Source organism: Paenibacillus cellulosilyticus, from assembly GCF_003182255.1.
Taxonomy (GTDB): domain Bacteria; phylum Bacillota; class Bacilli; order Paenibacillales; family Paenibacillaceae; genus Paenibacillus_T; species Paenibacillus_T cellulosilyticus.
In genome coordinates, this window is record NZ_QGTQ01000014.1 from 32648 (window position 1) to 59381 (window position 26734).

A 26734-nucleotide genomic window follows, 5' to 3' on the forward strand; every position below is an offset into this window, starting at 1 on the left:
CGTCCTAGGAAAGCAAATCCCATCAATGTAAACGGCTTTCACTGTACTTTGGTGGGGCCGTGTTTTTATGTATTTTTCCATATATCGCTAAACTGGGACAGCGGTAGTATAATAGTGCTTGTGAATGTAAGTAGATAGAACTAATAAAGAGCTGATATATGAGTTCAAAAACAAAGAATATCTCGGAGGAGAGTCATGAAAGGTAGTCGTTTTTGGGAGTTTTATTTGGTTCGATACTTACTTGGTACAATTTTTGGAGTTATCATTCTCTTCTTTTTGGTGATCAATTATAATAAAGAACTCACAAACAGATTCTTTTTTCATGTTGACCACCCCCAAAGTATCATGGAGCATATCGAGAGCCTCTTATATGACACAACATACAGTATTAATAAAAGCGATGCAAATATTATCGCTAAGTTGTTTAATGAGAAAAGTGAGGGTTTTATACCAGACTTAACAGTGAAGAATGATGTTGTTCAAGTCAAACAATCTGGCTTTCCAATATTAGCAGCTATTATTATTGCGATATCTGGTTTTTTGTATATGTATTTTTCGAGTATGATCATATTAGTTATTCATGGACTAAGATTTGTAGTTTTTGAACGATTGAGATTAATCATCTTAACAGTCAAAAAACAAAAAGCACTGCAATCTTATTCGCTTTCAAAATGCGTGATTATCTTTTTGCTTGGAGCTTTTATTTTAATTTTAATTTCAAAACTAATATCGTCTAGTATACCAGATATGTTGTTTAATCATATTTTTAGTATTATGTTATTAATTTCGTTATGGGTGATTTCTTTCAAAAGGGGTTCTTATATTAAAGCCTCTTATGAAGGAATAAGTAGTTTTAGGGCGTCAAGTAAAGACAATAAATTTGGTGAAGCCAGAGAGCAGTATATTGAATCGTATAGACATTTGCGTGAACATGGTAATGCTTTTGGAATTATTGCTTGTGAGATTTTGTTTGCATTTTGGCTTATTAAATGGGATTTTTCATTTTGGGCGATTTTTTATTGGAGTCTATTTGGGTTTACGGCATGGATACTGGGGACTTATTTAGAGGTATTCAGAAAATCTGATACTTAAAAAGTCTGAGTGGGTCGGATGATGAACCAAGCTTGTAATGTAATTCCGGCTATGCTAAAATCGGTCTTACATTTAACGATTGGAGTTGAAGAGGATAATGTAATATTTCTTGCCACTTTTCTGAAGAATAGAGCAGCATATGTTTTATTCTCTATGGGCAAGAAAGTTACCTTATTCTTTTTGACTCTTAAAATATAGCCTTTTCCTGCCCTGCGTGGGTTGGATTTGTCATATTTTTTGAGCTACAAGAAGGGTAACTTTCTTGTGGCTCTTTTTTATTATGACAAAGGAGGTTGCCCACATATGTCATTGATCAGGGTAACGAATCTGACGTTTGCTTATGACGGCAGTTATGACAACATTTTTGAGAATGTAAGCTTTCAAATTGATACCGACTGGAAATTAGGCTTTACAGGGAGAAACGGCCGAGGCAAGACCACGTTTCTTAATCTGCTGCTCGGTAAGCACGAATACAGCGGAACGATTTCGGCCAACGTGAGTTTTGATTACTTTCCATTCCATGTGGAAGACAAAGCGATGAATACCATCGACGTTGTCGCCGACATCGATCCGGACTATGAGCACTGGCAGCTGCTTCGCGAGTTATCGCTGTTGAATGTGTCGGATGATGTGTTATATCGGCCATTCGAATCGCTGTCCAATGGAGAACAAACGAAGGTGCTGCTGGCGGCTCTGTTTTTGAAGGAAAACCATTTTTTGCTCATTGATGAACCGACCAACCATCTGGATATCCATGCTCGGAAGCTGGTCAGCGATTATTTGAAAGGCAAAAGCGGTTTTATATTGGTGTCGCACGACCGGGCGTTTCTAGACAACTGCGTGGATCATGTTCTGTCGATCAACAAGACGAGTATCGAAATCCAGAAAGGAAATTTTACGGACTGGCGGGAGACCAAACAACGGCAGGATAACTTTGAGCTGGCCGAGAACGACAAACTGAAGAAGGACATTAAGCGTCTATCGGAAGCAGCCCAGCGGACGAGTAACTGGTCGCATGAAGTGGAGAAAACGAAGAACGGCACCCGCAACTCCGGCTCTAAGGTCGATAAAGGGTACATTGGTCACAAGGCTGCCAAAATGATGAAGAGATCCAAATCGATCGAACAAAGGCAGCAATCCCAGATCGAGGAAAGATCCCGGCTGCTCAACAACGTTGAAAGCTCAGAGAGTTTGAAAATTTCTCAGCTAGCGTATCACAAACAGCAATTAATCGAGCTCGACCGCGTTTCGATTCATTATGGCGAGAAGAAAGTTTGCCGCGACATAAGCTTTACTGTCGAGCAAGGGGACCGCATTGTGCTCTCCGGCCCGAACGGCTCGGGAAAATCCAGCTTGCTCAAATTGATCTGCGGTGAGGATATTCCTTATTCCGGAATTCTCCGAATTGGGAGCCAGTTGAAAATATCTTACGTTTCGCAGGACACCTCATACTTGCATGGCAATTTGTCGGACTTCGCCAGAAACAGTGGAATTGATGAAAGCTTATTCAAATCGATATTAAGGAAATTCGATTTTTCGCGTTTACAATTCGAGAAGGACATTGCCTCATTTAGCGGCGGTCAGAAGAAGAAGGTGCTGATCGCGAAAAGCCTCTGCGAGAAGGTTCATTTGCATGTTTGGGACGAACCGCTCAATTTTATCGACGTTATTTCCCGGATGCAAATCGAAGAAGTGCTGCTGGAGCATTCTCCAACGATCCTCTTTGTAGAGCATGACAGCGAGTTTTGCAAGCATATCGCAACAAAAACGGTGGAATTGAAATAGATAAACCACTTCTAGGAGGATGAAAGGGATGGAGATTGAAGTCGTAGATGATGATGTGAACCGTTTCTAATTCAGTGAGGCGGTTCACATCGCTTTTTCGTTTGACTATTGCATACATGGGCGAAATTCGATATATTAATTTTAGTTAGACAATCTAATTATATGTCAAATGAGATGATCATAATGAAAAATAACAAGGACCATTGCTCAGAACAACTGCCCAAGCTCGGAATTCAGCCTTATTTGGAGTTAATGAAAACAACTGCTAAGCATGAGAGCAAAGGCGCATCTGCTCGTTTGGGACTATTAATGCTATGGTTTAGTGATAATTATTTGGATGCCGTCGATTTGGCGTTATCACCATTTGGCATTACCGAAAGCAAATTGGATTTGCTGCTGCTGCTTAAACTTCATGAGAACAGAGAAGGGATTACTCCATCTTCGCTTGCAGACAGGCTGGGAATCAGGCGAGCTTCGGTTACGGCATTGTTGGAGTGGCTGGAGAAGCGGGATCTAATCGCCCGTGAGCAAAGCAAGCTCGATCGGCGCATGGTTTACGTCAAGATTACAGCTGAAGGTTTAGAACTACTGGATAAAACCTTGCCCACATTTTGGTCCGCATGCTCCACTGTCATGAGTGATTTGGATCAGGAGGAGACTATGTTTTTGGACAAAATATTAGTAAAGTTAAACGCTGGTATCGAAAAGAAGCTGGGAATGGGAAGATAATTTTTTGACCATATAATTAGATTATCTAACTAGAAGATAAGCACAACTAGAACTCGGAGGAACAAGCATTTGAAGCTGAATAAGAAGTTCGAATTTATCCTTTTTACCTTTTTGATGGCATTTGGCATGTCTTGTATCATTTCATTTTTTAATTGCTTAATCAATTTCGGCTTCCAGTCCATGCTCCTAGAGAAGTGGCTTACAGCATGGGGGAAATCATTTGTGATCGCATTTCCTGCCGCTTATTTCTTACCTAAAGGAATAAGGAAATTGTTAAGGAAAGTACAGTTTGTATAAGGGCATCGAAGTGGTCGGGGTTCGGATTTGCTATGGTTCACAAGTACCTTGTGATGGGTTGATCGGTAACTGAACATGAATGAAGCAAAGGTGATCCTTACAAAGGGATTACTTTTTTATGATTTTACACGGTATTAACAAATCTCGTTCTTGATTATGTTTGTGGATGCCGTCATCCGTGTTATGAGGAAGTTACCCTTATAAACAGTCGCCTTTATGCGGGGAGGCATATGGCTAGTCGAGCGATTGGTACAGGGATGAGATCCAATGTTATAGTTGTCATCGAATCAAACCTGGCACTGATTGGCAGGTTTTTGGCTGAGTTGAAAAATAATATCTTATAGTATAAGATATTATCACGAAACAAAATTTAAAGGGGTGAGCAGCATGTACTACAAGCAATTAGCTAAACATTTTTTCGATTATATGGTTACAACAAATATCGGGCCCATGGAGCCTCCGGATCCCAAAGATTATTCTCGTGGAGAAGTGGGCATATTAATTCATTTAGCGTTTAGAAAAGATGGTGTCACTTCCGGGTTATTGAGTGAGGCTCTCCATGTAAGTACGGGACGAATCGCGAGCGCGCTCAAAACTTTGGAGAAAAAACAGCTTATCGAAAGACGTGAGGATCTGTCCGATAAACGGCGGGTGAATGTCTTTATTACAGATAAGGGAAGAAGTACAATACTGAAGAAGCACGAAGAAGCGATTGAGCGAATGGAGAAAAGCTTGGAGAAGCTTGGGGAAGAAGATGCGAAGAAATTTGTAGAGCTGTCCATGCGGTTTTTCTCATAAAATTCGAGTGGTCATACATGCCGTTAATTCGTGACGGCTTTTATTAGATCAAATATCTTATAGTATAAGATAAAAGGAGAGACAGCATGCTGAAAATATTTAAGTATCTCACACAAAAAGATTGGCTTCTAATCTTAGTCAGCGTCGTGTTCATTGTTGCCCAGGTTTTTCTGGATTTAAGGCTGCCAGATTATATGGCGGATATTACGATGCTTATCCAAGCCGAAGGGACAACGATGTCTGATCTGGTCGTACCAGGCAGTTACATGCTGCTTTGTGCAGTTGGCAGTATGGTTGCAGCGGTCATTGTTGGTTACTTTGCAGCCCGAATTGCCGCGAGCCTGGCGAAACGACTTCGTGGATTAGTATTTGAACAAACATTATCATTCTCGATGGCCGAGATGAATCGCTTCTCGACGTCAAGTTTAATTACTCGTTCAACCAACGATATTACACAAATTCAATTGATTGTAGCGATGGGCATGCAGGTCATCGTCAAAGCTCCAATTCTAGCCGTCTGGGCGATCATTAAGATCGCGAATAAAAACTTGGAATGGACGACAGCAACAGGGCTCGCGATTCTCGTGCTTTGTATTATGCTTGCTGTCATTATCATTTTTGCAATCCCTAAATTTAAGATCATTCAGACGTTAACGGATAACTTGAATCGTGTGACACGCGAGAATCTAACAGGCATTCGAGTTGTACGCGCCTATAATGCGGAACACTATCAGCAGCAAAAGTTCGAACAAGCCAATCTGGACCTTACCAAGACGAACTTATTTGCGAATCGTATGATGGCACTTATGGGTCCTGGAATGACCTTGATTATGTCGGGCTTAAGCGTATCGATTTATTGGATTGGCGCCTATTTAATTAATAACACAGGACAGATGGATCGATTGCCGCTGTTCGCTAATATGGTCGTGTTTTCGTCGTATGCCATGCAAGTCGTGATGGCCTTCATGATGGTCAGTATGATTTTCATTATGCTGCCTCGTGCCGCGGTATCTGCCAAACGTATTCTGGAAGTGCTGAATATGTCCGTTTCGATAACCGATGGTAAGGTGTCAGAGGGACATCCAGGTTCTATTGGGGAAGTTGAGTTTAGAAATGTCAGCTTCACTTATCCGGACTCGGACGAACCGATCCTTCAGAATATTAGCTTTAAGGCAAGGAGAGGTGAAGTTGTCGCATTTATCGGCGCAACGGGCAGCGGCAAATCAAGCGTGATGAATTTGATTCCACGTTTCTACGATGCTACTGAAGGAGAAGTGTTAGTGGATGGCGTGAATGTCAGGGAGTATGCCCAAGAAGCGCTACACGAGAAAATAGGTTATGTTTCCCAATCCGCCGTGATATTCAGAGGTACCGTAGCATCCAATGTCGCTTATGGCAATGCGAATCAGACGGAACAGGGTCTGCAACAAGTGAAGGAAGCTATCGAAATCGCCCAAGGCAAGGAATTCGTAGAGAACTTTGATGGCCAGTATGAAGGTGAAATTGCGCAAGGAGGAAAAAACGTATCCGGCGGGCAAAAACAGCGTATATCGATCGCACGTGCGATTTATCGGAAGCCCGACATTTATATTTTCGATGATTCTTTCTCTGCGTTAGATTATAAGACCGATCGAGCGCTGCGCAGTGAACTGAACAAAGAGACGGCGAATGCCACTACGCTCATTGTGGCGCAGCGAATTGGAACGATTAAAGAAGCGGATCAAATTATTGTCTTAGAAGATGGAGAAATTATCGGTAAAGGTACGCATGAACAATTGATGGAAAGCTGTACGACTTATCAAGAAATTGCCTATTCACAGCTTTCGGAGGAGGAATTGGATCATGTCAAAAAATAAAGTGCCGAACGAGCGTCACGATGAAAAGATGAGACCCCCAGGTCCGCCAGGAGGCGGCTTTGGTCCGAATATGGGGCCAGGTCAAAAGGCTAACAACTTTAAAGGAACGATGAAGAAGCTAGTCGCTTTCTGTAAATCGTATATGCTTTTTATTCTAATTGCATTACTGCTGGCATTTGTTGGATCCGCGTTTAACGTTTATGGCCCCCATTTATTAAGCGATATGACAGACCTTATTCAAGAAGGCCTGACGGCATCGATTGATTTGTCTGCGATTCAGAGGGTCGGCTTCATCTTGGCTGCGCTATATGGCCTAGGCTTCATCTTCAGTTATTTTCAAGGCTACATTATGGCGACAGTAACCCAAAAGATTACGAAAAGAATGCGTACCGAATTATCAGAGAAAATGAATCGGATTCCATTGAAATACTTTGATAAAACAAGCATTGGTAATGTATTAAGCCGCATTACAAATGATATTGATACAATCGGTCAAACGTTAAACAATAGTTTAGGACAATTGGTTACTTCCGCGGCAACTTTTGTCGGCGTACTGATCATGATGTTCTATACGAACTGGGTCATGGCTTTAACGGCAATTTTCTCCACGCTGATCGGCTTTATGCTGATGACCGTGATTATGAAGAATTCCCAGAAGTATTTCGTTCAACAACAGAAACAGCTCGGAGATATTAACGGTCATATTGAAGAAATGTATGCGGGACATCAGATTGTGAAAGTGTACAACGGTGAGAAAGAAGCAAAAGAAAAATTCCACGCGATTAATGATCGCCTGTATGACAACGCATGGAAATCGCAGTTTTTATCCGGTATCATGATGCCGATCATGCAATTTATCGGAAATTTCGGCTATGTTGCGGTATGTATTGTCGGTGGATTGCTTGTGACCAATGATGTTATTTCGATCGGTACCATTGTTGCGTTTATGGTCTATATTCGACTATTCACACAACCTCTTGCACAGATCGCACAAGCAGCGACCAATTTACAATCGACTGCCGCAGCAAGTGAGCGTGTATTTGAATTCATGGAAGAAGAAGAGCTTGAAGATGAAACGAATAAATCGCTGAAAGTTAAACATGTCAAAGGTGATGTTGCGTTTAAGAACGTGTCGTTCGGTTATCTGGATGACAAGCTTATCATTAAAGACTTCTCCTTAGATGTCAAGGCAGGTCAAAAAATTGCGATCGTTGGACCGACAGGAGCCGGAAAAACGACGCTGGTGAACCTGTTGATGCGATTCTACGAGATCAATCGCGGGGAAATCACGATTGATGGTTTGCCTACTCATCAATTAACGCGTGAACAGGTGCATCAAATGTTCTGCATGGTGCTGCAGGATACCTGGCTCTTCGAAGGGACGATTCGTGAGAATATCATATATTCCAAACCAAATGTGACGAATGAAGAAGTAGTTGCAGCATGTAAAGCGGTTGGTATCCATCATACCATTCAAGCTTTGCCGAACGGTTATGATACGGTTCTGAATGATAAAGTCAATTTGTCTGTCGGGCAGAAGCAGCTTGTAACGATTGCTCGGGCATTGATTGAGAATGCGCCTATGTTAATACTCGATGAAGCAACAAGCTCTGTTGATACACGAACGGAAGTGCAGATTCAACAAGCGATGGATCAGTTGATGGTCGGCAAAACCTCGTTCGTCATAGCTCATCGGCTGTCGACCATTAAGAATGCGGATCTGATTCTGGTCATGAAAGACGGAGATATATTAGAAACCGGAAGCCATGAGGAGCTGCTGGCCAAACACGGATTTTATGCCGATCTGTACAACAGCCAATTCGAGTCCGCTTCTTAGAACATATGACAATGTGGAGCAAGAGAAAGCACGCCTTAAGCTGGCGTGCTTTTTTGTATGGGCGAAGCCTTCGTATAGAAATGTAAGATGCTCGTATTGATCTTTTATATTAGACGCTGCCGTTAGATCATTCTATATTATTGATAACCAACTATTTCTAGGTGGATTATTTGATTTGTTTGAGTACATAGGCATAGGAAGGGGATAGGAGAAGCATGGGAACCCTTAATGAATATTTGCAGCAGAAAAGAGAAGCGCTGCTTGAGCGCAGGGCTAATGCAGAGAGACAGCCGGATCAAGCTCGCTCTGTGTTCAGTGCCAAGGTAAGAGCAGCGGGAAGAAGCGGTGTTCGGGAAATCCGAATTCGCGATTTTCAAGTGATCAGCGACAGTCCGCCGGATTTTGCAGGTTATAATCTTGGCCCTTCCTCCCCAGAGCTTCAGCTTGGGGTGCTGGGAAGCTGCTTGACGCACATCGCGTTAATTCAAGCGGCCGAACGACAAGTCTCTCTCCACTCGCTTGAGGTTGAAGTAACAGGAGAGATGCACCCGCTGGCTGGTCGTCCTGGCTACGAGCATATTCCGATTCACCCTCATAACATTCAATACAAGCTGATTATACAATCCGATGAATCAGAGGAAACGCTGCGGGCGTTCCATCAAGCGATCGAACAGGTCTGCCCGATCTTCAATCTGCTTCGCAATCCCCAGCAAATTGAAGGCCAATTGGTTGTGAACCGTCTGAGCTCAGAATCCGTGTTGTAGAGGCTGCGGCGGTCATTACGCATGAATATATGGGAGGATATCGATGTCTCGAAGACAATTAAGGCTAGGGGCGGAATTAAACGGAGTGGGCAACAGCATCGCCTTCTGGCGCCATCCGGAGATCCCGATTAATGCCAGTGTAAGCATTGAATATTACAAGAAGCAGGCGTTGAAGGCGGAAGAAGGCAAATTCGATTTTATATTCATCGCAGACGGGTTGTTTATTAACGAGAAATCCAATCCTCATTTTCTAAACCGATTTGAACCGTTGACGCTGCTGTCCAATTTGGCTGGAGCTACATCGAACATCGGACTTGTTGCGACGGTTTCTACATCTTATAGCGAACCGTTCACGGTTGCCCGGCAATTCGCATCGATCGATCAATTGAGCGGAGGACGGGCCGGATGGAACGTAGTCACTTCGTCATTGGAAGGCTCGGCACACAATTTCGGCAAGGGCGAGCACCCGAATCACGGCTTGCGCTACGAAATAGCGGAAGAGCATCTGGGGGTTGTCAAGGGCTTGTGGGATTCGTGGGAAGACGATGCTTTTATCGGGGACAAAACGAAGGGCGTTTTCTTCGAGCCATCCAAAATGCACACCCTGAATCACAAGGGTACTCATTTCTCGGTTCGGGGACCGCTAAATGTAGGACGATCCAAGCAAGGATATCCCATTGTGTTTCAAGCCGGAGCTTCGGAATCTGGAAGAGATCTCGCCGCCAAGTCCGCGGATGCCATCTATACGCCATATGGAACATTCGAAGAGGCGAAGGCGTATTATCAGGATGTCAAAGCAAGAGCTGTGGCGCATGGACGGAAGGCTGAGGATATCTTGATTTTCCCGGGTATGAGTCCGATCGTCGGCAGAACCGAAGAAGAGGCCGAACGCAAGTATCAGGAGATCGTCGAATTGGTAGAGATCAATCAAGCCCTTAATTATTTGGGACGTTTCTTCGATCACTTCGATTTCTCTGCATTCCCATTGGATGAGCCGTTTCCCGATATCGGCGATGTGGGCAGCAACAGCTTCCGCAGCACGACTGATATGATCAAGCGTGATGCCAGGGACCAGAAGCTGACGCTTCGTCAAATAGCGCTTCGGGTCTCTACGCCTCGTACGGCGTTTTTCGGCACGCCGGACAAGGTGGCCGATCGAATACAAGAATGGTTCGAAGGGGGAGCGGCGGATGGTTTCAATATCTATACGGCCGTGCCTAATGGCTTGATCGATTTTGTTGATTTGGTCGTACCGGTCCTGCAGCAGCGGGGTTTGTTCCGTACAGAGTACGAGAGCAATACGCTTCGCGGCAACCTTGGACTTCCGGTTCCGCGCAACCGGAATACACTTTCTTATACAGTTTCGTAGATTTTGAAGCACGCCATTATAGGCGTGCTTTTTATTATTTTGGGTGAGTAGCTAATAATGATACCCCGTTGGACAAGTTGTTTATTGGTTGATTTCCGAGGGGCGATGGATCCCAAAAGGTTTACTTTTGTGTTTATTTACAATAATGAATTTTTTTGATGTTTTTGATATGATGACTAAAATGCGGAATACATATTTCCGCATTTTAGTGGGTGACGTTGGAACTTATAAAGAACCAAATAATATCTATATGTAATAATATAGAGTTTGTATGTAAATCTTTTTCATAAACAACGTAGAAATTATAAGGTTCAACTAGTCACGGAGAGTTCTCACAGACCCAAAATAATATGAGGATAGAAAAACTAACTAATTGTAAGTGTTAGTTTAATATAGCCACCAATACAATATTGTGAGGAGTTATATATATGAAGGTAGATTTTGAATATGAAGAAGATCTTTTTCCAAAGAAGATCACTGATTTTTCAAAAGCAGTAACAAAGTTCGTACTAGAATATTTCCAAACTAATTATAAAATGGATATGAGCCGTTCACTTCATAATTACAAATTGATAAGGCTTCTGATTATGCTTAATCCAAATAAAATCGATAAACTAAGTGGAACATTAATAGATGCAGTAGAGTTTATTATCAAAACGTATAATGTAAATTCGAAAATAATGAATGATATTGTTATAGATTCTATTAAAAAGCAAGAGGAGGCGCTGCACTTTTTTTGGGAATATACTTCGACAGCAAGGCTTTTGAAAGATAAAAAGATATCTTTTAGGAAGAAAACCGCTTATAGATTTAACATGATTCACCAGATCGTTGAACACATGTTGAAACGTGAATCAAATCTATTATATTTTGCATTTCAAGTAGCAAATAAAAAAAACGTAGTAAAAGATACAAAATTAAATGAGATAGTTGAGACTTTGCTTATACTACCATTTGAGTACTTCAAGAGTATGGACCAAAACAAACTAAAGAATATTTCTATAAACCAATGGAGAAACATTGCTGCACATTCTTCTTACGAATGTAGAAATGAAACAATTGAATGTACTTATAGTAACAATAAAAGTAAAGTAATAACATTAAGTGAACTAGATGATCTCCAGAGGGGTTAAAGGCAATATTGAAAATAGAGTGAAACAAAGCGATATTCCTTAGTGCGAAACGGGTAATGAACTTAAGGTATAGGGGAGTCGGCGATGAGTTGAATAGAAAGCGATACCGAATGCTGTTATGAGTGATTTGGATCATGAGGAGACTATGCTTTTGGACAAAATATAGGTAAAATTAAACGCCAGTATCGAAAAAGCTAGGAATGTGAAGGTTTTTTACAATTATCTAACTATAAGACAGGCTTAACTAGAATCCAGAGGAACAAGCATTTGAAGCTGAATAAGAAGTGCGAATTTATCCTGTTTACCTTTATGATGGCATTTGGCATGTCTTGTATCATTTCATTTTTTAATTGTCTAATTAATCTCGGTTTTGACGAGTCTTTCGTTAGTAAATGGCTTGCTGCGTGGAGAAATTCATTTGTGATTGCATTTCCTACGGCCTATTTATTACCTAAAGGGATCAGGAAGTTAATGAAGAAAGTTCGGTTTGTATAATGAAGATGAAGCGCGCCAACAAGCAATAAGCTGGCGTGCTTTTTTTGCGGTTTCGTGGAGGATTCGGATCGGGTTACCTAATGGCAGTGCTTAATTTTATATGATTTTGTGTGGGAGAAAGATAGAATGGGATATAGAGGTGAATCATGAACAAAACGTTGCCTGTTATTTCTGCTGAGGAGTTAGAAGCGTACAATTTCAGACTGTTCTCTTTAAGTTTGAAGCAGCATGACTATGATCTCGCTTCGCATCTGGCTATGCATCGGCATGATTGTTTTGAAATCTTTTTGGTTACAAGCGGGTATGGGAAGGCGCAAATCGATTTTCAAACCTACAGCTTCGCACCTCATACACTATGTCTGATTTCCCCTGGTCAAATGCACGGTTGGTTGGAAAGTGATTCGGATGAGCAGATCAGCGGATACCTGCTTGTTTTCTCCAAGGATATGCTTACCGAAATGCCATCACCATCTCCGTTGCATTTGATGGGAGAGAATCCGTTCTACTCGCTTAGTTCGGATCAAAATTCGGTTGTTCAGAATCTCTTCTTTTTATTGGAACGAGAACAATCGTTAGCACATAAGGACCAAGTGGCCGCGGTATGTCGCTACGTCCAGCTGTTATTAATTGAAATAGGTCGAATCAATGAAAGTCTAGAGCAGACCCATAAGGAAGAAGCCGGATTTCGTCTAACGAAACAGTTTCTTACGTTGGTCGAATCCCATTTTCGATCGGTGAATAGTATGTCTGATTATGCCTCGATGCTGTATGTCACATCGAATCACTTGATTGAATCGGTGCGTAAGACGCTCGGAAAGTCAGCAGGAGGAGTGCTTCGTGAACGTAAATTGTTAGAGGCCAAGCGTATGCTGCGCTACTCCGCAGCATCAGTTGATGAGATTGCAAATCAATTATGCTACAAGGACCCCTCTTACTTCGGGCGTTTATTCAAGAAGAATGTCGGCGTTTCACCGACTGAATTTCGCAAACAAGATTGATGCGTGTATCTATAAAGTCGGCTTTCCGTGTAAGCAACGGGAGGGCGGCTTTATTCAATATCCAGACAAAATAGGTGATTAACCGGACTATTTATGGCACCTTCCCGCTTTCCGTTGACGATGATTTTCCTTTCGAATACGATGTGACTGTCCGCAGTAACGTCAGAACGCGTAGGAGGAGAAAACATGCAGTTGGAACAGTTAATCAGGGAACGACGCAGTATCCGGAAATATAACAACTTGCCTGTATCTCAGGATTTAATTATAAAGCTGCTGCAACAAGCTGAACGATTATGTTCTTATGATGGAGAGGCACGCTGGCGTTATGTTTACGTGGGTACACCTGAAGCGCGTGAACGGCTGGCTGACTATATGGTGGAGAAATTACAGGATAATAAAATCGTGAAGTTGGTTCTAAGCAAAGTGACTGATGCCCTTCATAAACGGGTTCTTGAGGTGCCAGCTAGCCTTATTGTCATTGCAAAAACCGATTCAAATCCCATCATTCATGATCAAACTTATGGCGCTGTATGCCGTATCATGCAGAACCTTCAACTGCTCGGATGGGAGGAGCGGATAGGAATGGTGTGGATCACAGACCCGATGATTCAAAATGAACGTTTCTATAAACGAATCGGTTTACAGGAGGGAGAACGATTTGTCGGTATTGTGCAGATGGGTTACTTCGATAAAGCACCCAAGGGTCGCTCGCGTACGCCCGCTGAACGGAATTGGACCGAATTCGTCTGGAATGAGAGATAGCAATGAGAGGAGCTTCACAACCCATGAAACTGATGGTTAGAAGTAATGAGTGGATAAGCAATCGCCAATGGGATATGAGTCCGGTTCCACAAGCGCTCATTCTTGAGCTGCTAAATCATGCAGTATGGGCTCCGAATCATCGGAACAGGGAGCCGTGGAGATTTATTTATATTAGCCGCAACAATACGGGGGGACTAGATTTTATCCAGGCACAGGCGCCAGGATATTTAATCATCACGATGAATAATGAGAACGATGCAAATAAACAGAATGAGAATTTGGCAGCTGTATTCTGCCTCATTCAGAATTTCAGGCTGCTTGCTTGGGAGCAGAAGTTAGGTGCAAATGTTTGTTTCTATGAATGGATGTATGATCGAAGAAACTGCCAACAGCTTGGTGTGATGGACAAAGAAAGAATAGTGGCGGTTCTCGAGGTGGGTTTCTGCAATGAATCGTCAGCAGTGGTCCCTACATCATCTGCAGCAGTATTGAACTGGCGTTCGCTTTAAAATGAAAAAAGCACGCCATGGCTGGTGTGCTTTTGGTGTTCAGTGGAGTCCTACAGAGAAGCCGCTTGAATGTTGTACGATAATTGCGCTTCGCGCGTCTCTAAGTTAAACGTATCGCCCGGCGACAAGAAATAAAACTGTCCGTTATGATCGTTCAAATAGTTGGAATCGTAAATGGAAACATAGCTGTTGCCCACTACCTCGAAGGTTTCTCCCTGTACGACGATAGCCGTCGCTTCGTCTATACCGATACCGAGCAATTCAGGACGCGCGGCAATCACTTGAACAAGATCAAATTGCCGGTTCCTTCTGATCAAATGCTGGTCAATCGTTACGTTCTTGAGGAATCCGAAGCCTTCCTCATGATCTCCCATTAGTATCGTATTGGTCTTCGTATCGCCTCTTACCAAATAGGAGCCCTGAATTGTTGCTCCGGCTGAAGATCCACCGATCACACCACCTCGTTCGAGAAGTGCATGAAGCTCGCGATGAACCTCCGTATGAAGATAGGCGTCTGCAAGTCGCCATTGCCGCCCGCCCGTGAACCACACGGCATCGGCCGACCGTAGGGGGGCTGTGAAATCCTCCGTATCGGCCAATTCCCGATCATTCGTATGGAGAACCGTAATATTGTGCACGCCGGCTTCTTCGAACGCACTTATCTCGTGCCCTTTCTTCGTCACGTCTACTTCTTCTTGTGCAGTAGGAATAACAACAATTGAACGATCGGGTCCACCTGCTAATTCGATGAATCGCTTAATAATCCCCTCAGGAAGACGACCGCCACCTGCTATAACCAAGGAACCGTTGGACAATCCGTTTACTGTCATATGTGCTGCTTCCTCTCCATATGTAGTAATTTAGGGTGTATAAAAACAAAAAAAACATAACGATTCCGTTATGTTTTCCAGTGGACTGGTCAAATTTATATCCAACTATATTCATGTGATTAATACGTATTGTCGCAATTACAGTAACATAGCTTGCTCCCCTTGACAAGGGATTTGTCTCATCCTATCTATAGATCGGTCGTGTCCTAACAAATCGTTGACGCTCGCTAGCATTCATGATAGGATCTTCGTAATTAATTCATATTAAACATATAGGAACTAAAGGGATACCGGAAAACCGGAGACTCCGCCTCTTGAAGAGAGCGTGTCTCCGGTTTTTTGTATCTCTATACCCTATTCTGTGGTGCTGGCACAATAGTCTCGCACTCGCATACTGCTTCTAGGCAGGATGCTGCTTCGAAGAACACAATACGAGCACCGCACCGACCGGGAAACCGGAGGCCTTGTAACCCAGCTCGGGTGACGAGGCCTCTTTTAATTAATTCAGACAGGAGGGTTTGAACATGGGAAATGCAGCTATTCAATCCGATGTGGAACGGATCGCCGACGTGTTGGTAATCGGAGGTGGCCCAGCCGGCACTTGGGCGGCGCTCACCGCAGCAGCTCAAGGAGCAAGCGTCGTTCTCGTCGATAAAGGCTATTGCGGAACGAGCGGGGCGACTGCGCCTTCAGGAACCGGCGTCTGGTATGTCGAGCCAACTGAGGAACAGCAAGAGGCAGCGATGAAAAGCCGGGAAGCGCTTGGCGGATACCTAGCCGACCGCGGTTGGATGAAGCGGGTTCTTAACCAAACGTACGCCAACATGAATGATCTGGCACTGGCTGGGTATCCCTATTCACTCGACGATGAAGGTCAATCGTATCGGCGCAGCCTGCAAGGACCGGAATATATGAGGCTGATGCGCAAACGGGTCAAGAAAGCCGGCGTCATCATTATGGACCATAGTCCGGCGCTGGAGCTGCTGGCTGACGAGCATGGCGTCGGCGGCGCGAGCGGCGTGCGAACCGAGACCGGCGAGACTTGGACGGTCAAGGCTGGTGCGGTCGTCATCGCGTCTGGCGGCTGCGCTTTTCTAAGTAAAGCGCTTGGCTGCAACGTACTGACGGGGGACGGCTACCTCATCGCGGCGGAAGCGGGAGCCAGCTTGTCCGGCATGGAATTCTCCAACGCTTATGGGATTAGCCCGACGTTCGCAACGGTTACGAAGACGGCCTTTTATACGTGGGCGACCTTCTACTACGAGGACGGATCAATCATTGAAGGCGCAGGCTCGCAACAAGGCCGTTCAGTCATTGCCCATACGCTGAAGACACAGCCCGTATATGCGCGCCTTGACCGAGCGACGGAAGAGATGCAGCGTTGGATGCGTGCGGCGCAGCCGAACTTCTTCCTGCCGTTCGACCGACTCGGCATCGATCCTTTCACGCAGATGTTTCCGGTGACGCTGCGTCTAGAGGGCACCGTTCGCGGGACCGGAGGCATTCATTTGATCGATGAATCGTGCGCGTCGGCAGTTCCAGGTTTGTATGCAGCAGGCGATGCGGCGACGCGTCAGTTCATATGCGGAGGATTCACGGGAGGCGGCAGCCATAACGCAGCATGGGCGATGTCCTCGGGGTATTGGGCAGGGGAAGCTGCATCCGCATATGCGACTGGTCTCGGCAGCAGAAGCGATAGACGGGAACTGAAGGGAGTAAGTGCCCAAGGATCGGTGTCCGCACTCGCAAGCACAGACGATGTGTCGGAGTGGGTCGCTGCTGTGAAACGGGAGGTCGAACCGTTCGACATCAACCTGTTCCGGACAGAAGCGACGCTGAATCAGTCGCTGGGACGGTTGAACAGCCTATGGCGCAAGGTGCAGCACGCCTTAGCTGCGAACGCCGCCGATGCAGTAAGACTGCGAGAAGCGCAGGCGATGACGGCGACCGCGAGGTGGATGTATGCGTCGGCGTTAGCAAGACGTGAGTCGCGGGGCATGCATAAGCGGCTCGATTATCCCGGCACCGACGATGCCCAGCATTACCGGATTTTGACCGGAGGCTTGAATGAGGTGTGGGTGAAGCCTGAAGCAGCCTTACATCGAACGACGGAGGTACATGAGAGATGATCGAACTCGTTAGCAATACTCGATGCATCGCGTGCGGCCAATGCGTCAGCGCGTGCCCGACTCGCGTATTCGACATATCACCGAGCGGCATTCCGGTTATCGCAAGGCAGGATGACTGCCAGACTTGTTTCATGTGCGAGCTGTATTGTCCAGTGGATGCTTTATTCGTGTCTCCTCACGATCATCCGGTGGAGGCCCCTGCCGAGTCGGTGTTAGTCGAGAGTGGTTTATTGGGCAGCTATCGTAAGCAGGTAGGCTGGGGCAAAGGACGAACGCCTGGGGCGGCGAACGACCAATCTTATTTGATGTTCAAGGCGATGCAGAAGACGCCGGGTCATTAACATTCGAGAGGAAGAGGCGAGACGATAAGCATGGCGATTAATCAAGAGTTGGAACCGCGTCCGCAATTCGGCGACGATCAAAGGGAGCACAGGGTTGAGCAGTTGCTTGAGCAAGCGTATTTGCTGCCGCGTTCTCCAGAAGAGCTTCGGTTAAAACGGTCTGGTTTCTTCGGACTAGCGGAAGGCTCTAGCGCCTTCGCGAACGGTTGGTCCGATTACGCTCACTCCCTTCTTGCAGGATGGTACGCCCATGAGCGATATGTGCGGGGTGAGGGCGAGAACGTTGAAGAGGAGTATACGATCGGAACGACCAGCTCATGGAAGCAGCTTTATTGGCAAAGCGCACGGCAGCTGTCGGTGATTACGACCTCGCTGCATCCGATCGCCCGTCATAGTGGGGACCATCCGATTGTCCGAACAGATTCGGATGGATTAATTCGCCTAAATGGCAGGCAGACGTTCGGGTCTGACGCGCTGCTCGCGGAGGAGCTGCTCGTCTTCGTCCGCGAGGAAGGAGCGGCAGAACCGACGACGGCGGCACTTATTTCGAAGAATGCGGAGGGGCTGCAGCTGCTTCCTGTCGTGAGCGGCGTTCCGACTTCTACCGGAGGCAGCGTTACTGCACTCTACGAAGACGTTAAAATCCCGCAAGAAAGGTTGTTGATCGGACAGGATGCGGAAGGTCTGAAGAGGCTGCTTAGTCATCCTCTTACCAAATCTCTCGCCGATTATCAGTGGGCTTCCAGACAGCTTGAAGCAATCGAGCTGATCGCGGGCGTCGCCTTCGCGCTCGCGGAGCAAACGGGTCATAGTGGCGAGCTCCATATCCAAGGAGAGCTCGGCGAGCTGATTCAAGGCATTGAGACGTTGAAGGCGCTGCTGCATGCGGCAGAGATAGGAGCTGCGCTGAGTCCTGCAGGAGTGCTGCTTCCAGCGCTTGCGCCGCTGCAATCAGCCCGCAAAGCAGGTGGCGAGCTTTATGGCACAGCGGTGAACGTCTTACAGCATATCGGAGCTGCCGCTTTCTTAAGCGATCCAAGCGTGTCGGCTGCGCCTAGCGGTGACAATGGCAAGCCTACGCTGCTCCAATTGGCATGGCAGCTTGCGGGGAGCTCCGATGCAGCGGTCACAAAGCTGCGCGAGCAGCATGCATTCGGCGATCCGCTGCTGCAATCGCAGGAGCTGCATCGGCTATACCCTGTGCAGCGGCTTCGGAACCGTTATCTCGAATTCTGGCAGACAGTGCAATCGATAGACAGCGATAACGATGCGGAGGTGCGAACATGACGGTCAAAATATCGGCAAGACAGGTACAAATGCAATTCAAATCGACGAATGAAGCGAAGAACAAGGATGCAATCCACGTATTGGCAGACTTCGACCTGGATGTGAAAGAAGGGGAGTTTCTCGCCGTGCTTGGCCCTAGCGGATGCGGCAAATCAACCTTGCTCTCTATTCTAGCAGGGCTTTCCAAGCAGACGTCCGGCGAAATAGTGGTGGATGGCGTGCCGATCGATGGCGTCAACAAGAAGCACGGCGTTGTGTTTCAAGGCTACGCGCTGTTTCCTTGGCGTACTGTTCTGCAAAATGTTGAGGTTGGACTTCAAATCCGTGGCGTCCGGTCGAAAGAGCGGAAGGCGATCGCGAGGGAATACATCCAGCTCGTTGGCTTGCAGGATTTCGAGAACCGTTATCCGCATGAGCTGTCCGGCGGGATGAAGCAGCGCGTCGCGATTGCCCGTTCACTCGCTTACGATCCGGATGTCCTGCTCATGGATGAGCCGTTCGCAGCGCTAGACGCGCAGACGAGGGAAATATTGCAATCGGAGCTGCTCCGCATTTGGGAGGCGAAGAAGAACACGATTATCTTCATTACGCACAGCCTGGATGAAGCGATCTATCTGGCAGATCGGGTCGCCGTTATGACGGCAAGGCCGGGCAAGGTGAAGGAGTTGATCGATATTCCGCTGGAGCGTCCGCGCGCCGCGGAAATTCGCAACTCGGAAGCATTCGTCAATCTTCGTCAGCGGGCTTGGGAAATTCTGAAGGATGAAGTGGACAAATCGCAGCAATTGGGCAAGCCTGCCGCCATTGTCAAGCCACAGTCATTTGCAGAGATCGAGGTAGAGCAATTGCCGGAGCAGGCAGTAAGCCATGGCTGACCGGAGAGGAGGAGGAGAACGCATATGTCGGCTGGCAAGGCATATCTCGATCGATTGAATGACGGCCGTCGGGTATGGCTGGACGGAGGTATCGTCCCCGATATCCGCAGCGATCCGGCGTTCCGGGGCACAGTCCGGTCTGTAGCGGCCATACTCGATTTACAGGATAATGCGGCGACCGAATCGCAAGTCACCTTCGTGACTGATACCGGAGCTAAGGCTAATATTGCCTATCTCATTCCAGAGTCGAAGGACGATTTGTTCAGACGGAGCCGCGGGCTCCAAATCTGGTCGGACGCGACGTTTGGCGTCATGAGCCGGGTTGGCGGCTTCTACCGCACGCAGTTGACGTGCTGGTATATCGCACGGAATCTCATCCGCGGGGAGCAGCCGTATTTTCCGCAAAAAATGGCTGATTACTACGCGTTCGTTCGAGATAACGATCTGCTGTTGACCGCAGCTGGTCATGACCCCCAGATCGATCGGACGAAGCTGGCTCATGAGCTCGGCGATTTGTATACGGCATTGAGAATCGTCCGTGAGACGGCAGATGGCATCATCGTCAGAGGGGCCAAAATGATCGCGACCGGTGCTCCTTATATGGATGAAATCATCGTGTCGCCTCATAGCAAGAAAACGAACGACGAGCAGCGGTATGCGGTCATGTTCGCGGTTCCGGTCAGCTATCCAGGCGTGCATCTGATCTGCCGCGAATCATTCGCTTCCAATCGGAAGGAGGATCACCCGCTCAGCTCGCGCTTCGACGAGATGGACGCCGTTCTCGTCTTCGACGACGCACTCATTCCGTGGGAGAGAGTGTTTATTAAGGATGATCCGGAAGCGATCTGGAGCATTCGCTCGGATCGGCTGGGGAAAGCGCTCAGTCTTCACGAGAATATCGTTCGACTGACGAGTAAACTCGAATTTACAGCTGCGGTTGGAACCGAATTGGCTGAGTCGATTGGCATCCGCAAATTCGCACATGTTCAGGAAAAGCTTGCGGAGCTGTATTTCCAATTGGAGTCCATACGAGCGCTGCTGGTATCTGCTGAGCATCGGGCGACTCTTCATCCGTTAGGCGTGTGGGAGCCTATGCTTGAGCCAATCGTTACTGCGAAGAACTTAGGCAACCGCTACTACCCAAGAGCGCTGGAAATATTGCAGCAATTGTCTGGCGCAGGCATGCTTCAGGTGCCTTCGACCATCGCTGAATTGAACGGTCCACTCGGCTTGCACTTGCAGAAGGTGTACCGTGGTGCAGACCGGGACGCGGAGGAGCGGGTGAAGCTGCTGAAGTTGAGCTGGGAGCTGGTTGGCAGCCGCCTCGGTGCTAGGCATGAGCTCTATGAGCGGTTCTACGCAGGTGATCCGGTGAGGACTTATGCCGGGCAGTACGTCGAGTACGACAAGCAGCATCTGCTCGAGAAGGCGGGTCGAAGAACGGGATGAGCGAACCGCTCCGCTGGAGGCCGCCTCGACTCGTTGTCATCCTCGCGATCATATCGGCGATCTGGTTGGTGCTCCCTAGCGGCATCGGATCGGCCCATTCATCGTTGACGGACGCGGCTCCAGCGCCGGACAGCCGCCTCGAAGCAGCTCCCTCGGCCATCGTGCTGCAATTCAACGAGCGACTAGAGAACAAAGGCTTCGCTATTCAAGTGTACGACCGCAAAGGGCAGCCTGTCACGGGTGACGAAGCTGCTCTCGATCCTGACCGTCGGGCGATGCGATTATTGCTGCCATCGCTTTCGGACGGAAGCTATACGGTCGCCTATCATCTATTGTCGGCGGACGGACATCCGGTTCGTGCCTCTTACGTATTCACGGTCGGAAGGACGACAGAAGCGAACACGGAGTATGTATCGGCATCGCGTTTGCACGACGAACATGAGCTTGGCAAAAATGTTCCTTACTGGATCGCGCGTGGTTTATATTACGTCGGGCTGCTCGTTGCAACGGGGTGGGTGGGCTTACGCGCGTACGCTCCGGGAATCAGCGACCTGAACAGACGGCGTTACGACACGTTCCGCATGCTGCTGGTTGGGTATCATCTGCTCGCACTGCTGGTGCTCGCATGGCAGGACTACGGCAAGCTGCGTGTCGGCTTTGATTCATCCGAAAGGTTGGACCTTCTGTTTGGCACCTCAATTGGGTTGTCGTACGCAATAGCAATCCCTGTTGCGCTGTTAGGCTTCTGGTTAACTGGAAGATGGCGGATCGTAGACGCCGGTTGGATATTGCTCGTATTCGCGGCTAAAGGCTTCAACGGGCATGCTGTCGGTTATGCTGCTGCACAGCTTACATACATACTTGATGTGCTGCATTTGACTGCAGCAAGCCTATGGACAGGTGCATTGCTCGGCTTTGCAATCGTCGGCGTCAAGCGACTGACTGAAAGTGACGGCTCAGACGCTGCGCTGTTATCGCGTGCAGCATTCATCGCGATTGCAATATTGGCCGTCAGCGGTCTCGTGACCGCTGCATTGTATACGGACGGCTTCGACCGTTTGCTCGACTCGCAATGGGGCAGGCTGATGCTGGTCAAGACAGGCGCAGTCGTTCTCGTCATCATGACGGGCGCTTGTATCCGGCGATCACTTCGAAGTGGCAAATTGCGCCGCGGGTCGACTTGGCTGTTGATTGACGGCAGCTTGTTCTTCGTCATAGTCGGCATTACCGCCGTGTTTACCTACTTGAATCCTTTGGCGGCGACAGGTCCAGTGTTCTGGCATGAGAAGGTAGAGGGCGTACATCTTGCAGCGATCATTACGCCGAACAAAGCCGGGGTGTCGAACCAGTTCCATGTATCGATCGGTGGATGGAAGAGTGCATCGGGTAAGACAGCTGCGAAAGCTTCGGCACAAGAGAATGAGGCGCCAAGGAAAGTAACGCTGCGGCTTCAATCGATCAATCAGCCGGAAATTCCACCGATTGACGTGCCGCTAGCGATCATGCAGACGGACGGCAATAAGCTGAGTCTGTACGACTACAATTACGAGGCGGAAGGAAACTACTTGTCGCTGCCGGGCAAGTGGAAGTTGGAGGTGCGGGTGCAGGATGAGAAGCTCGACGAAATTGTTACGGACACAACCTTTTATAGTAAGAACGAAGCAGAATAGCAGAAGGAACATTTTGGTGAAGTGGACGGTCGGAGCGGTTGTTCTGTTCGCGCTCATACTGGCATTGGCCGGAACGGCATCTGCGCATGTAACGGTGTCGCCCAACGAAACGACGCAGGGCGCTTACGAGGTGTTCACGGTCCGCGTGCCGACAGAGCTGGAATCGGAGACGACGAAGGTCGAGCTGTTATTCCCTGACGGCGTGGCGATCAGCCGCGTCCAGCCGCTGTCGGGCTGGAGCTATGTATATGGCAACGACTCTAATGGAGCCAAAACGTCCATCGTCTGGACGGCAGAAGGCGCGGGACTCAAGGATGGCGAGTTTGCTGAATTCAAGCTGCAAGGCAAGGTAGGAGACGACGCGCAGGAGCTTGTGTGGAAAGCGGTACAGACCTACGCGAACGGCACGGTCGTGGAATGGGCTGGCGGAGCCGAGGCGGAGACGCCGGCTTCCGTTACGAAGGTGCTTCCTGGAACGGGGGAAGCTGACCATCACGGCGCGGCCGTTGCTCAGCAAGAACATGAGGAACACGTCTCAGTAGAAAGCGGCGGCGGGAGCAATGACATCAATGATAGCCTGCTAAGGTCGTCTGCCTTTTACATATCGTTGGCCGCACTCCTTATTGGTGTAATCGCATTGCTGCTGACGCAGCGCTCGCGTGGGAGCAAACATACGGCTTCGTGATGTAGACCAATTGTCTAATAGAAGGAGAGAACGCAAATGTTGAATAAGGTTTGGAGAAGGAATAGAAATTGGACGAAGCTTGCCGCGATTCTTACGATTGCGGTCGCCTTATCTTCCTGCGGCAATTCCACGAACAAAGAAGAAGCGGCGAATACGGGAGCTGCAGGGGCGGGAGGAGAGAAGGAAATCGTCGAATTCAAATATCCTGACAACCCCGGCTTTGACCTTGTCTATTTGGCCGATGAGCTTGGTTACTTCGACGGTACGAGCACAAGGCCGAAATACGTCGGTAAGGTTGCTGCACCGCAAGTCATTCCGCTCGTCGGAACAGGGGACATTGATTTCGGCGCTCGGATGGTGCCGCTCGTCATATCGGCAATTGCCAGCGGCGCGGACATTAAAGTTGTATCCGCGGGGGGCAAGACGCTGCAGGAAGCGCCGCATATGAAATATTTTGTGCGCAACGACGGTTCGATCAAGACGCCGAAGGATCTGGAAGGAAAGACGATCGGATTCAATAGCTTCGGCGCTTGCGCCGAGTTCGTCTCCAAGAAGTGGTTCAAGGAGCAGGGCGTTGACATCAGCAAGATCAACTTCCTCGTCGTTCCAGACGACAAGCAGGAGCAAACGTTGGAGCAGGGCGGCATCGACCTTGCCATTATCCACGCGCCATACTCAGGCAAGGCAGAATACAACGAGAAGCTGGTCAAATTATGGAGCGACTACGACTTGGACGGCGGTCTTGGCGGAATGGCGCCATACAGCGTAAACGGCAAGTTCGCACGGAACCATCCGGAAGCGGTAAGAGATTTCGTATCGGCCATCGCGAAGACGGCGAACTGGGTGAACGCCAATCCGGAGGAAGCGAAGAAAATTATCGCGAAGCGAATCGGGATAGACGTGAAGTACGTGGATCGGTACGCCTACGTGGACGATCTGGTCGTGACGGAAGAGCCGATTCAGTACTACATCGATATCTTAGAAGAATACGACAAGATTCCGAAAGGCAAAGTGTCCGTCAAGGACGTCTATACGAACGAATTTAACGAGTTTGCAACCAAAGCTTCGTTGTAGGCTCCCGGGGAGAGGAGAGGGACTTCATGAGCGGCAAAGCCAAACGGTTAAATAAAATTGTCGATCGCAGCCTGGCGATCGTCTCGTTCTTCGTGATCTGGGAGCTGCTGCCTCGACTGGACATCGTTAACTCCGCATACTTAAGCCCGCCGTCGGATGTCGTCGTTGCGATCGGTAAGCTCATCCAGAACGGCGAGCTGTGGAAGCATGTGACGGCAAGCTTGCGCCGTTCCTTGTCCGGCCTCTTGCTAGCCATCGCAGCAGGGACAATTACGGGGCTGTTGCTTGGCTGGTTCAAGCGGTTCGAGAGAATTCTCGATCCGCTGCTCCAGCTAGCGAGACAAGTGTCGGCATTTGCCTTGTTCCCCGTGTTTATCTTGTTTCTCGGCATTGGCGAATCATCCAAGACAGCGATTATATTCTGGGCATCGTTCTGGCCGATTCTGTTGAACACGGTTAGTGGAACGAAGCAAGTTGATAAGCTGCTGATCGATTCCGCCAAGTCGATGGGTGGATCACAGTTATTTCTATTCTTCCGCGTCATTCTGCCTGCGGCTGCGCCGAGTATCTTCACGGGCATTCGGCTGGGAGGAGCGTACTGCATTACGGCGTTAGTTGCCGCCGAGATGATCGGTTCGTCGGCAGGTCTCGGGTTTTATATTTTGAATTCGCAGGAGGTCTTCCAAATACCCGATATGTACGCGGGCATTATTCTGCTCGCTGTTCTCGGCCTGCTGCTTAACTACCTGTTGGCGGTCATTGAGTCGCGGTTTACACGTTGGCGGAAAGGACTTGCCAACAATGGTTAACGGTAAGTCTGATGATCGATGAGAAGGTCGCAGCTATGGTTGCAGCTAGGTCTCGCGCTCTTGTCGATCGCGCTGCTTCTGTCCGGCTGCGGAGAGCAGGATGCCGAAGTCGATAAGTTAGTTAGACAGCCTATCGACAACGGTAAGCTGAAGCTCGGTTACAGCGGCAGCAGTGCCTTGATCGGCTTGCAGGATCGTGGCGATCTGGAAGCAAAGCTAGCGAAGCAGTCGTCATCGGTTGCTGTTGAGTGGCAGCAGTTCGATGACGACGCTTCGTTGTTTCGAGCCATCGAGGAAGGCCGCGTCGACATTGGCGCCATCGGGGATGCTGTTCCCGCACTACTGCGCCGGGAGGACGCCTCGCTCGTTTATTTGGCAGCCGAACCGGCCAATCCAGCCGCTTATGCGATCGTTGTCCCGCTGGATTCCGATATCTACACAATGGCCGATTTGAAAGGAAAGAAGGTCGCATACGCGCCTTCCTCCAACGAGCATTTGCTGCTGCTGCAGGCGCTTGATGCAGCGAATTTGTCGCAGCATGACATCAAGGCAGTTGAGCTTGCGCCTGCCGATACGCTGCATGCCATGGAACAGAGGGAGGCAGATGCTTGGGCAATAAGCGAGCCGGAGCTTAGCCATGTTGAACCGCTCGGCATACGGATTATCGCAGATAGCTCACAGTCTGTGGCTCAGCGAGACATTTACGTAACGACACCTGAAAGCTTGCAGGGGAGGGAGGCGTTGTTCAAGCTTGCGATTGATTCGATCAGCGAATACGATGATTGGATCGGCGCACAAGTCCACGACGCGGCCGAGCTGTTCGCAGGCTTGACCAGCATCGAGCATGCCGGCTGGTTAGGTTCGTTCGATCGCAAAGCGTACGGCACCGCCCCTTTTCTCACAAGCATTGTGCAGGAGGAGCAGCGCATCGCCGATACGGCCCAAGAGCTTGGCGAAAGGAAGAGCCGTGTTGATGTTCAGTTATTTATTCGCGATTGGATGACGGAATAAGAACCCGAACCGTGACCCACAAGAAGGACACTTTGACCAAGTGCCCCTCTCGTGGGTCATTTGTGTATGAAATACACGTATTTTTTAATAAAAACTTGTTGTACTATAGTACTAAAGTCTCGCTACCTATCATCCCTACGGAGAGGATAA

The 26734-nt window shown here is 48.1% G+C and carries 25 protein-coding genes; 24 read left to right on the top strand and 1 reads right to left on the bottom strand.

Annotation, left to right across the window (positions count from 1 at the left end):
• Positions 1-195 precede the first annotated feature (195 nt).
• From DFQ01_RS17530 to DFQ01_RS17595, 14 genes are all read left to right on the top strand, one after another.
• A complete protein-coding gene (locus tag DFQ01_RS17530) occupies positions 196-1092 on the top strand; it encodes a hypothetical protein (protein WP_110045201.1) in 897 nt (298 codons plus the stop codon).
• Between the two features lie 303 nt (positions 1093-1395).
• Entirely contained in the window at positions 1396-2877 is a 1482-nt protein-coding gene (locus DFQ01_RS17535; protein ID WP_110045202.1) for an Lsa family ABC-F type ribosomal protection protein, read from the top strand.
• Positions 2878-3054: 177 nt separating this feature from the next.
• Positions 3055-3606: a MarR family winged helix-turn-helix transcriptional regulator gene (locus DFQ01_RS17540; RefSeq protein WP_110045286.1), complete on the top strand. Its 552-nt coding sequence runs from the start codon at positions 3055-3057 to the stop codon at positions 3604-3606.
• A 69-nt stretch (positions 3607-3675) separates the two neighbouring features.
• Positions 3676-3903, top strand: a complete 228-nt coding sequence (locus tag DFQ01_RS17545; protein WP_110045203.1) for a DUF2798 domain-containing protein — start codon at positions 3676-3678, stop codon at positions 3901-3903.
• 387 nt (positions 3904-4290) lie between these two features.
• A complete protein-coding gene (locus DFQ01_RS17550; RefSeq protein ID WP_110045204.1) occupies positions 4291-4701 on the top strand; it encodes a MarR family winged helix-turn-helix transcriptional regulator in 411 nt (136 codons plus the stop codon).
• An 86-nt stretch (positions 4702-4787) separates the two neighbouring features.
• Positions 4788-6557 (top strand): ABC transporter ATP-binding protein, encoded by a 1770-nt coding sequence (locus DFQ01_RS17555; protein WP_110045205.1) that lies wholly within the window; start codon positions 4788-4790, stop codon positions 6555-6557.
• Positions 6544-8394, top strand: a complete 1851-nt coding sequence (locus DFQ01_RS17560) for an ABC transporter ATP-binding protein (protein ID WP_110045206.1) — start codon at positions 6544-6546, stop codon at positions 8392-8394. The genes DFQ01_RS17555 and DFQ01_RS17560 overlap by 14 nt, the downstream gene beginning before the upstream one ends.
• Before the next feature lie 215 nt (positions 8395-8609).
• Positions 8610-9158, top strand: coding sequence for an OsmC family protein (locus DFQ01_RS17565; protein ID WP_110045207.1), 549 nt, complete (start codon positions 8610-8612; stop codon positions 9156-9158).
• Positions 9159-9201: 43 nt separating this feature from the next.
• On the top strand, positions 9202-10527 hold the full coding sequence (locus DFQ01_RS17570) for an LLM class flavin-dependent oxidoreductase (protein ID WP_110045208.1): 1326 nt from the start codon (positions 9202-9204) through the stop codon (positions 10525-10527).
• 428 nt (positions 10528-10955) lie between these two features.
• Positions 10956-11660 carry a hypothetical protein gene (locus DFQ01_RS17575; protein WP_110045209.1) on the top strand — a complete coding sequence of 235 codons (705 nt, stop codon included), beginning with the start codon at positions 10956-10958 and terminating at the stop codon, positions 11658-11660.
• Between the two features lie 267 nt (positions 11661-11927).
• Positions 11928-12155: a DUF2798 domain-containing protein gene (locus DFQ01_RS17580; RefSeq protein ID WP_110045210.1), complete on the top strand. Its 228-nt coding sequence runs from the start codon at positions 11928-11930 to the stop codon at positions 12153-12155.
• 146 nt (positions 12156-12301) lie between these two features.
• Positions 12302-13153: a helix-turn-helix domain-containing protein gene (locus DFQ01_RS17585; RefSeq protein WP_110045211.1), complete on the top strand. Its 852-nt coding sequence runs from the start codon at positions 12302-12304 to the stop codon at positions 13151-13153.
• Between the two features lie 186 nt (positions 13154-13339).
• Positions 13340-13915, top strand: a complete 576-nt coding sequence (locus DFQ01_RS17590; protein WP_110045212.1) for a nitroreductase family protein — start codon at positions 13340-13342, stop codon at positions 13913-13915.
• A 23-nt stretch (positions 13916-13938) separates the two neighbouring features.
• Positions 13939-14424, top strand: a complete 486-nt coding sequence (locus DFQ01_RS17595) for a nitroreductase family protein (protein WP_110045213.1) — start codon at positions 13939-13941, stop codon at positions 14422-14424.
• A 50-nt stretch (positions 14425-14474) separates the two neighbouring features.
• Here DFQ01_RS17595 and DFQ01_RS17600 read toward each other — a convergent pair whose 3' ends face one another.
• Positions 14475-15254: a cyanophycinase gene (locus tag DFQ01_RS17600; RefSeq protein ID WP_110045214.1), complete on the bottom strand. Its 780-nt coding sequence runs from the start codon at positions 15252-15254 to the stop codon at positions 14475-14477.
• 524 nt (positions 15255-15778) lie between these two features.
• On the opposite strand from DFQ01_RS17600, the gene DFQ01_RS17605 reads away from it, so the two are divergent.
• Genes DFQ01_RS17605 through DFQ01_RS17650 form a run of 10 tightly spaced genes read left to right on the top strand, consistent with a single transcriptional unit; the run spans position 15779 to position 26584 of the window.
• Positions 15779-17383, top strand: coding sequence for an FAD-dependent oxidoreductase (locus DFQ01_RS17605; protein ID WP_110045215.1), 1605 nt, complete (start codon positions 15779-15781; stop codon positions 17381-17383).
• Positions 17380-17724 carry a 4Fe-4S binding protein gene (locus DFQ01_RS17610; RefSeq protein ID WP_110045216.1) on the top strand — a complete coding sequence of 115 codons (345 nt, stop codon included), beginning with the start codon at positions 17380-17382 and terminating at the stop codon, positions 17722-17724. Before DFQ01_RS17605 ends, DFQ01_RS17610 begins: the two co-directional genes overlap by 4 nt.
• 30 nt (positions 17725-17754) lie before the next feature.
• A complete protein-coding gene (locus DFQ01_RS17615) occupies positions 17755-19011 on the top strand; it encodes a 4-hydroxyphenylacetate 3-hydroxylase C-terminal domain-containing protein (protein ID WP_110045217.1) in 1257 nt (418 codons plus the stop codon).
• The gene (locus tag DFQ01_RS17620) at positions 19008-19886 is read left to right on the top strand and encodes an ABC transporter ATP-binding protein (protein ID WP_110045218.1); all 879 of its coding nucleotides are present in this window, start codon (positions 19008-19010) and stop codon (positions 19884-19886) included. Before DFQ01_RS17615 ends, DFQ01_RS17620 begins: the two co-directional genes overlap by 4 nt.
• Positions 19887-19910: 24 nt before the next feature.
• Entirely contained in the window at positions 19911-21335 is a 1425-nt protein-coding gene (locus tag DFQ01_RS17625) for a 4-hydroxyphenylacetate 3-hydroxylase family protein (RefSeq protein ID WP_110045219.1), read from the top strand.
• Positions 21332-23005 (top strand): copper resistance CopC/CopD family protein, encoded by a 1674-nt coding sequence (locus tag DFQ01_RS17630; RefSeq protein WP_110045220.1) that lies wholly within the window; start codon positions 21332-21334, stop codon positions 23003-23005. Before DFQ01_RS17625 ends, DFQ01_RS17630 begins: the two co-directional genes overlap by 4 nt.
• A gap of 16 nt (positions 23006-23021) precedes the next feature.
• Positions 23022-23690 carry a YcnI family copper-binding membrane protein gene (locus DFQ01_RS17635; protein WP_245946776.1) on the top strand — a complete coding sequence of 223 codons (669 nt, stop codon included), beginning with the start codon at positions 23022-23024 and terminating at the stop codon, positions 23688-23690.
• A 36-nt stretch (positions 23691-23726) separates the two neighbouring features.
• Complete coding sequence (locus tag DFQ01_RS17640) at positions 23727-24764, top strand: ABC transporter substrate-binding protein (RefSeq protein ID WP_110045222.1); 1038 nt, start codon at positions 23727-23729, stop codon at positions 24762-24764.
• A gap of 26 nt (positions 24765-24790) precedes the next feature.
• Positions 24791-25573 (top strand): ABC transporter permease, encoded by a 783-nt coding sequence (locus DFQ01_RS17645; protein ID WP_110045223.1) that lies wholly within the window; start codon positions 24791-24793, stop codon positions 25571-25573.
• 39 nt (positions 25574-25612) lie between these two features.
• The gene (locus DFQ01_RS17650) at positions 25613-26584 is read left to right on the top strand and encodes an ABC transporter substrate-binding protein (RefSeq protein ID WP_174812583.1); all 972 of its coding nucleotides are present in this window, start codon (positions 25613-25615) and stop codon (positions 26582-26584) included.
• The last annotated feature ends 150 nt before the right edge of the window (positions 26585-26734 follow it).

Excerpts from the sequence above, each read along its gene's own strand:
- DFQ01_RS17530 (WP_110045201.1), top strand. The coding sequence starts at position 196 with ATGAAAGGTAGTCGTTTTTGGGAGTTTTATTTGGTTCGATACTTACTT.
- DFQ01_RS17535 (WP_110045202.1), top strand. The coding sequence starts at position 1,396 with ATGTCATTGATCAGGGTAACGAATCTGACGTTTGCTTATGACGGCAGT.
- DFQ01_RS17550 (WP_110045204.1), top strand. The coding sequence starts at position 4,291 with ATGTACTACAAGCAATTAGCTAAACATTTTTTCGATTATATGGTTACA.
- DFQ01_RS17555 (WP_110045205.1), top strand. The coding sequence starts at position 4,788 with ATGCTGAAAATATTTAAGTATCTCACACAAAAAGATTGGCTTCTAATC.
- DFQ01_RS17560 (WP_110045206.1), top strand. The coding sequence starts at position 6,544 with ATGTCAAAAAATAAAGTGCCGAACGAGCGTCACGATGAAAAGATGAGA.
- DFQ01_RS17565 (WP_110045207.1), top strand. The coding sequence starts at position 8,610 with ATGGGAACCCTTAATGAATATTTGCAGCAGAAAAGAGAAGCGCTGCTT.
- DFQ01_RS17570 (WP_110045208.1), top strand. The coding sequence starts at position 9,202 with ATGTCTCGAAGACAATTAAGGCTAGGGGCGGAATTAAACGGAGTGGGC.
- DFQ01_RS17575 (WP_110045209.1), top strand. The coding sequence starts at position 10,956 with ATGAAGGTAGATTTTGAATATGAAGAAGATCTTTTTCCAAAGAAGATC.
- DFQ01_RS17585 (WP_110045211.1), top strand. The coding sequence starts at position 12,302 with ATGAACAAAACGTTGCCTGTTATTTCTGCTGAGGAGTTAGAAGCGTAC.
- DFQ01_RS17590 (WP_110045212.1), top strand. The coding sequence starts at position 13,340 with ATGCAGTTGGAACAGTTAATCAGGGAACGACGCAGTATCCGGAAATAT.
- DFQ01_RS17595 (WP_110045213.1), top strand. The coding sequence starts at position 13,939 with ATGAAACTGATGGTTAGAAGTAATGAGTGGATAAGCAATCGCCAATGG.
- DFQ01_RS17600 (WP_110045214.1), bottom strand. The coding sequence starts at position 15,254 with ATGACAGTAAACGGATTGTCCAACGGTTCCTTGGTTATAGCAGGTGGC.
- DFQ01_RS17605 (WP_110045215.1), top strand. The coding sequence starts at position 15,779 with ATGGGAAATGCAGCTATTCAATCCGATGTGGAACGGATCGCCGACGTG.
- DFQ01_RS17610 (WP_110045216.1), top strand. The coding sequence starts at position 17,380 with ATGATCGAACTCGTTAGCAATACTCGATGCATCGCGTGCGGCCAATGC.
- DFQ01_RS17615 (WP_110045217.1), top strand. The coding sequence starts at position 17,755 with ATGGCGATTAATCAAGAGTTGGAACCGCGTCCGCAATTCGGCGACGAT.
- DFQ01_RS17620 (WP_110045218.1), top strand. The coding sequence starts at position 19,008 with ATGACGGTCAAAATATCGGCAAGACAGGTACAAATGCAATTCAAATCG.
- DFQ01_RS17625 (WP_110045219.1), top strand. The coding sequence starts at position 19,911 with ATGTCGGCTGGCAAGGCATATCTCGATCGATTGAATGACGGCCGTCGG.
- DFQ01_RS17630 (WP_110045220.1), top strand. The coding sequence starts at position 21,332 with ATGAGCGAACCGCTCCGCTGGAGGCCGCCTCGACTCGTTGTCATCCTC.
- DFQ01_RS17640 (WP_110045222.1), top strand. The coding sequence starts at position 23,727 with ATGTTGAATAAGGTTTGGAGAAGGAATAGAAATTGGACGAAGCTTGCC.
- DFQ01_RS17645 (WP_110045223.1), top strand. The coding sequence starts at position 24,791 with ATGAGCGGCAAAGCCAAACGGTTAAATAAAATTGTCGATCGCAGCCTG.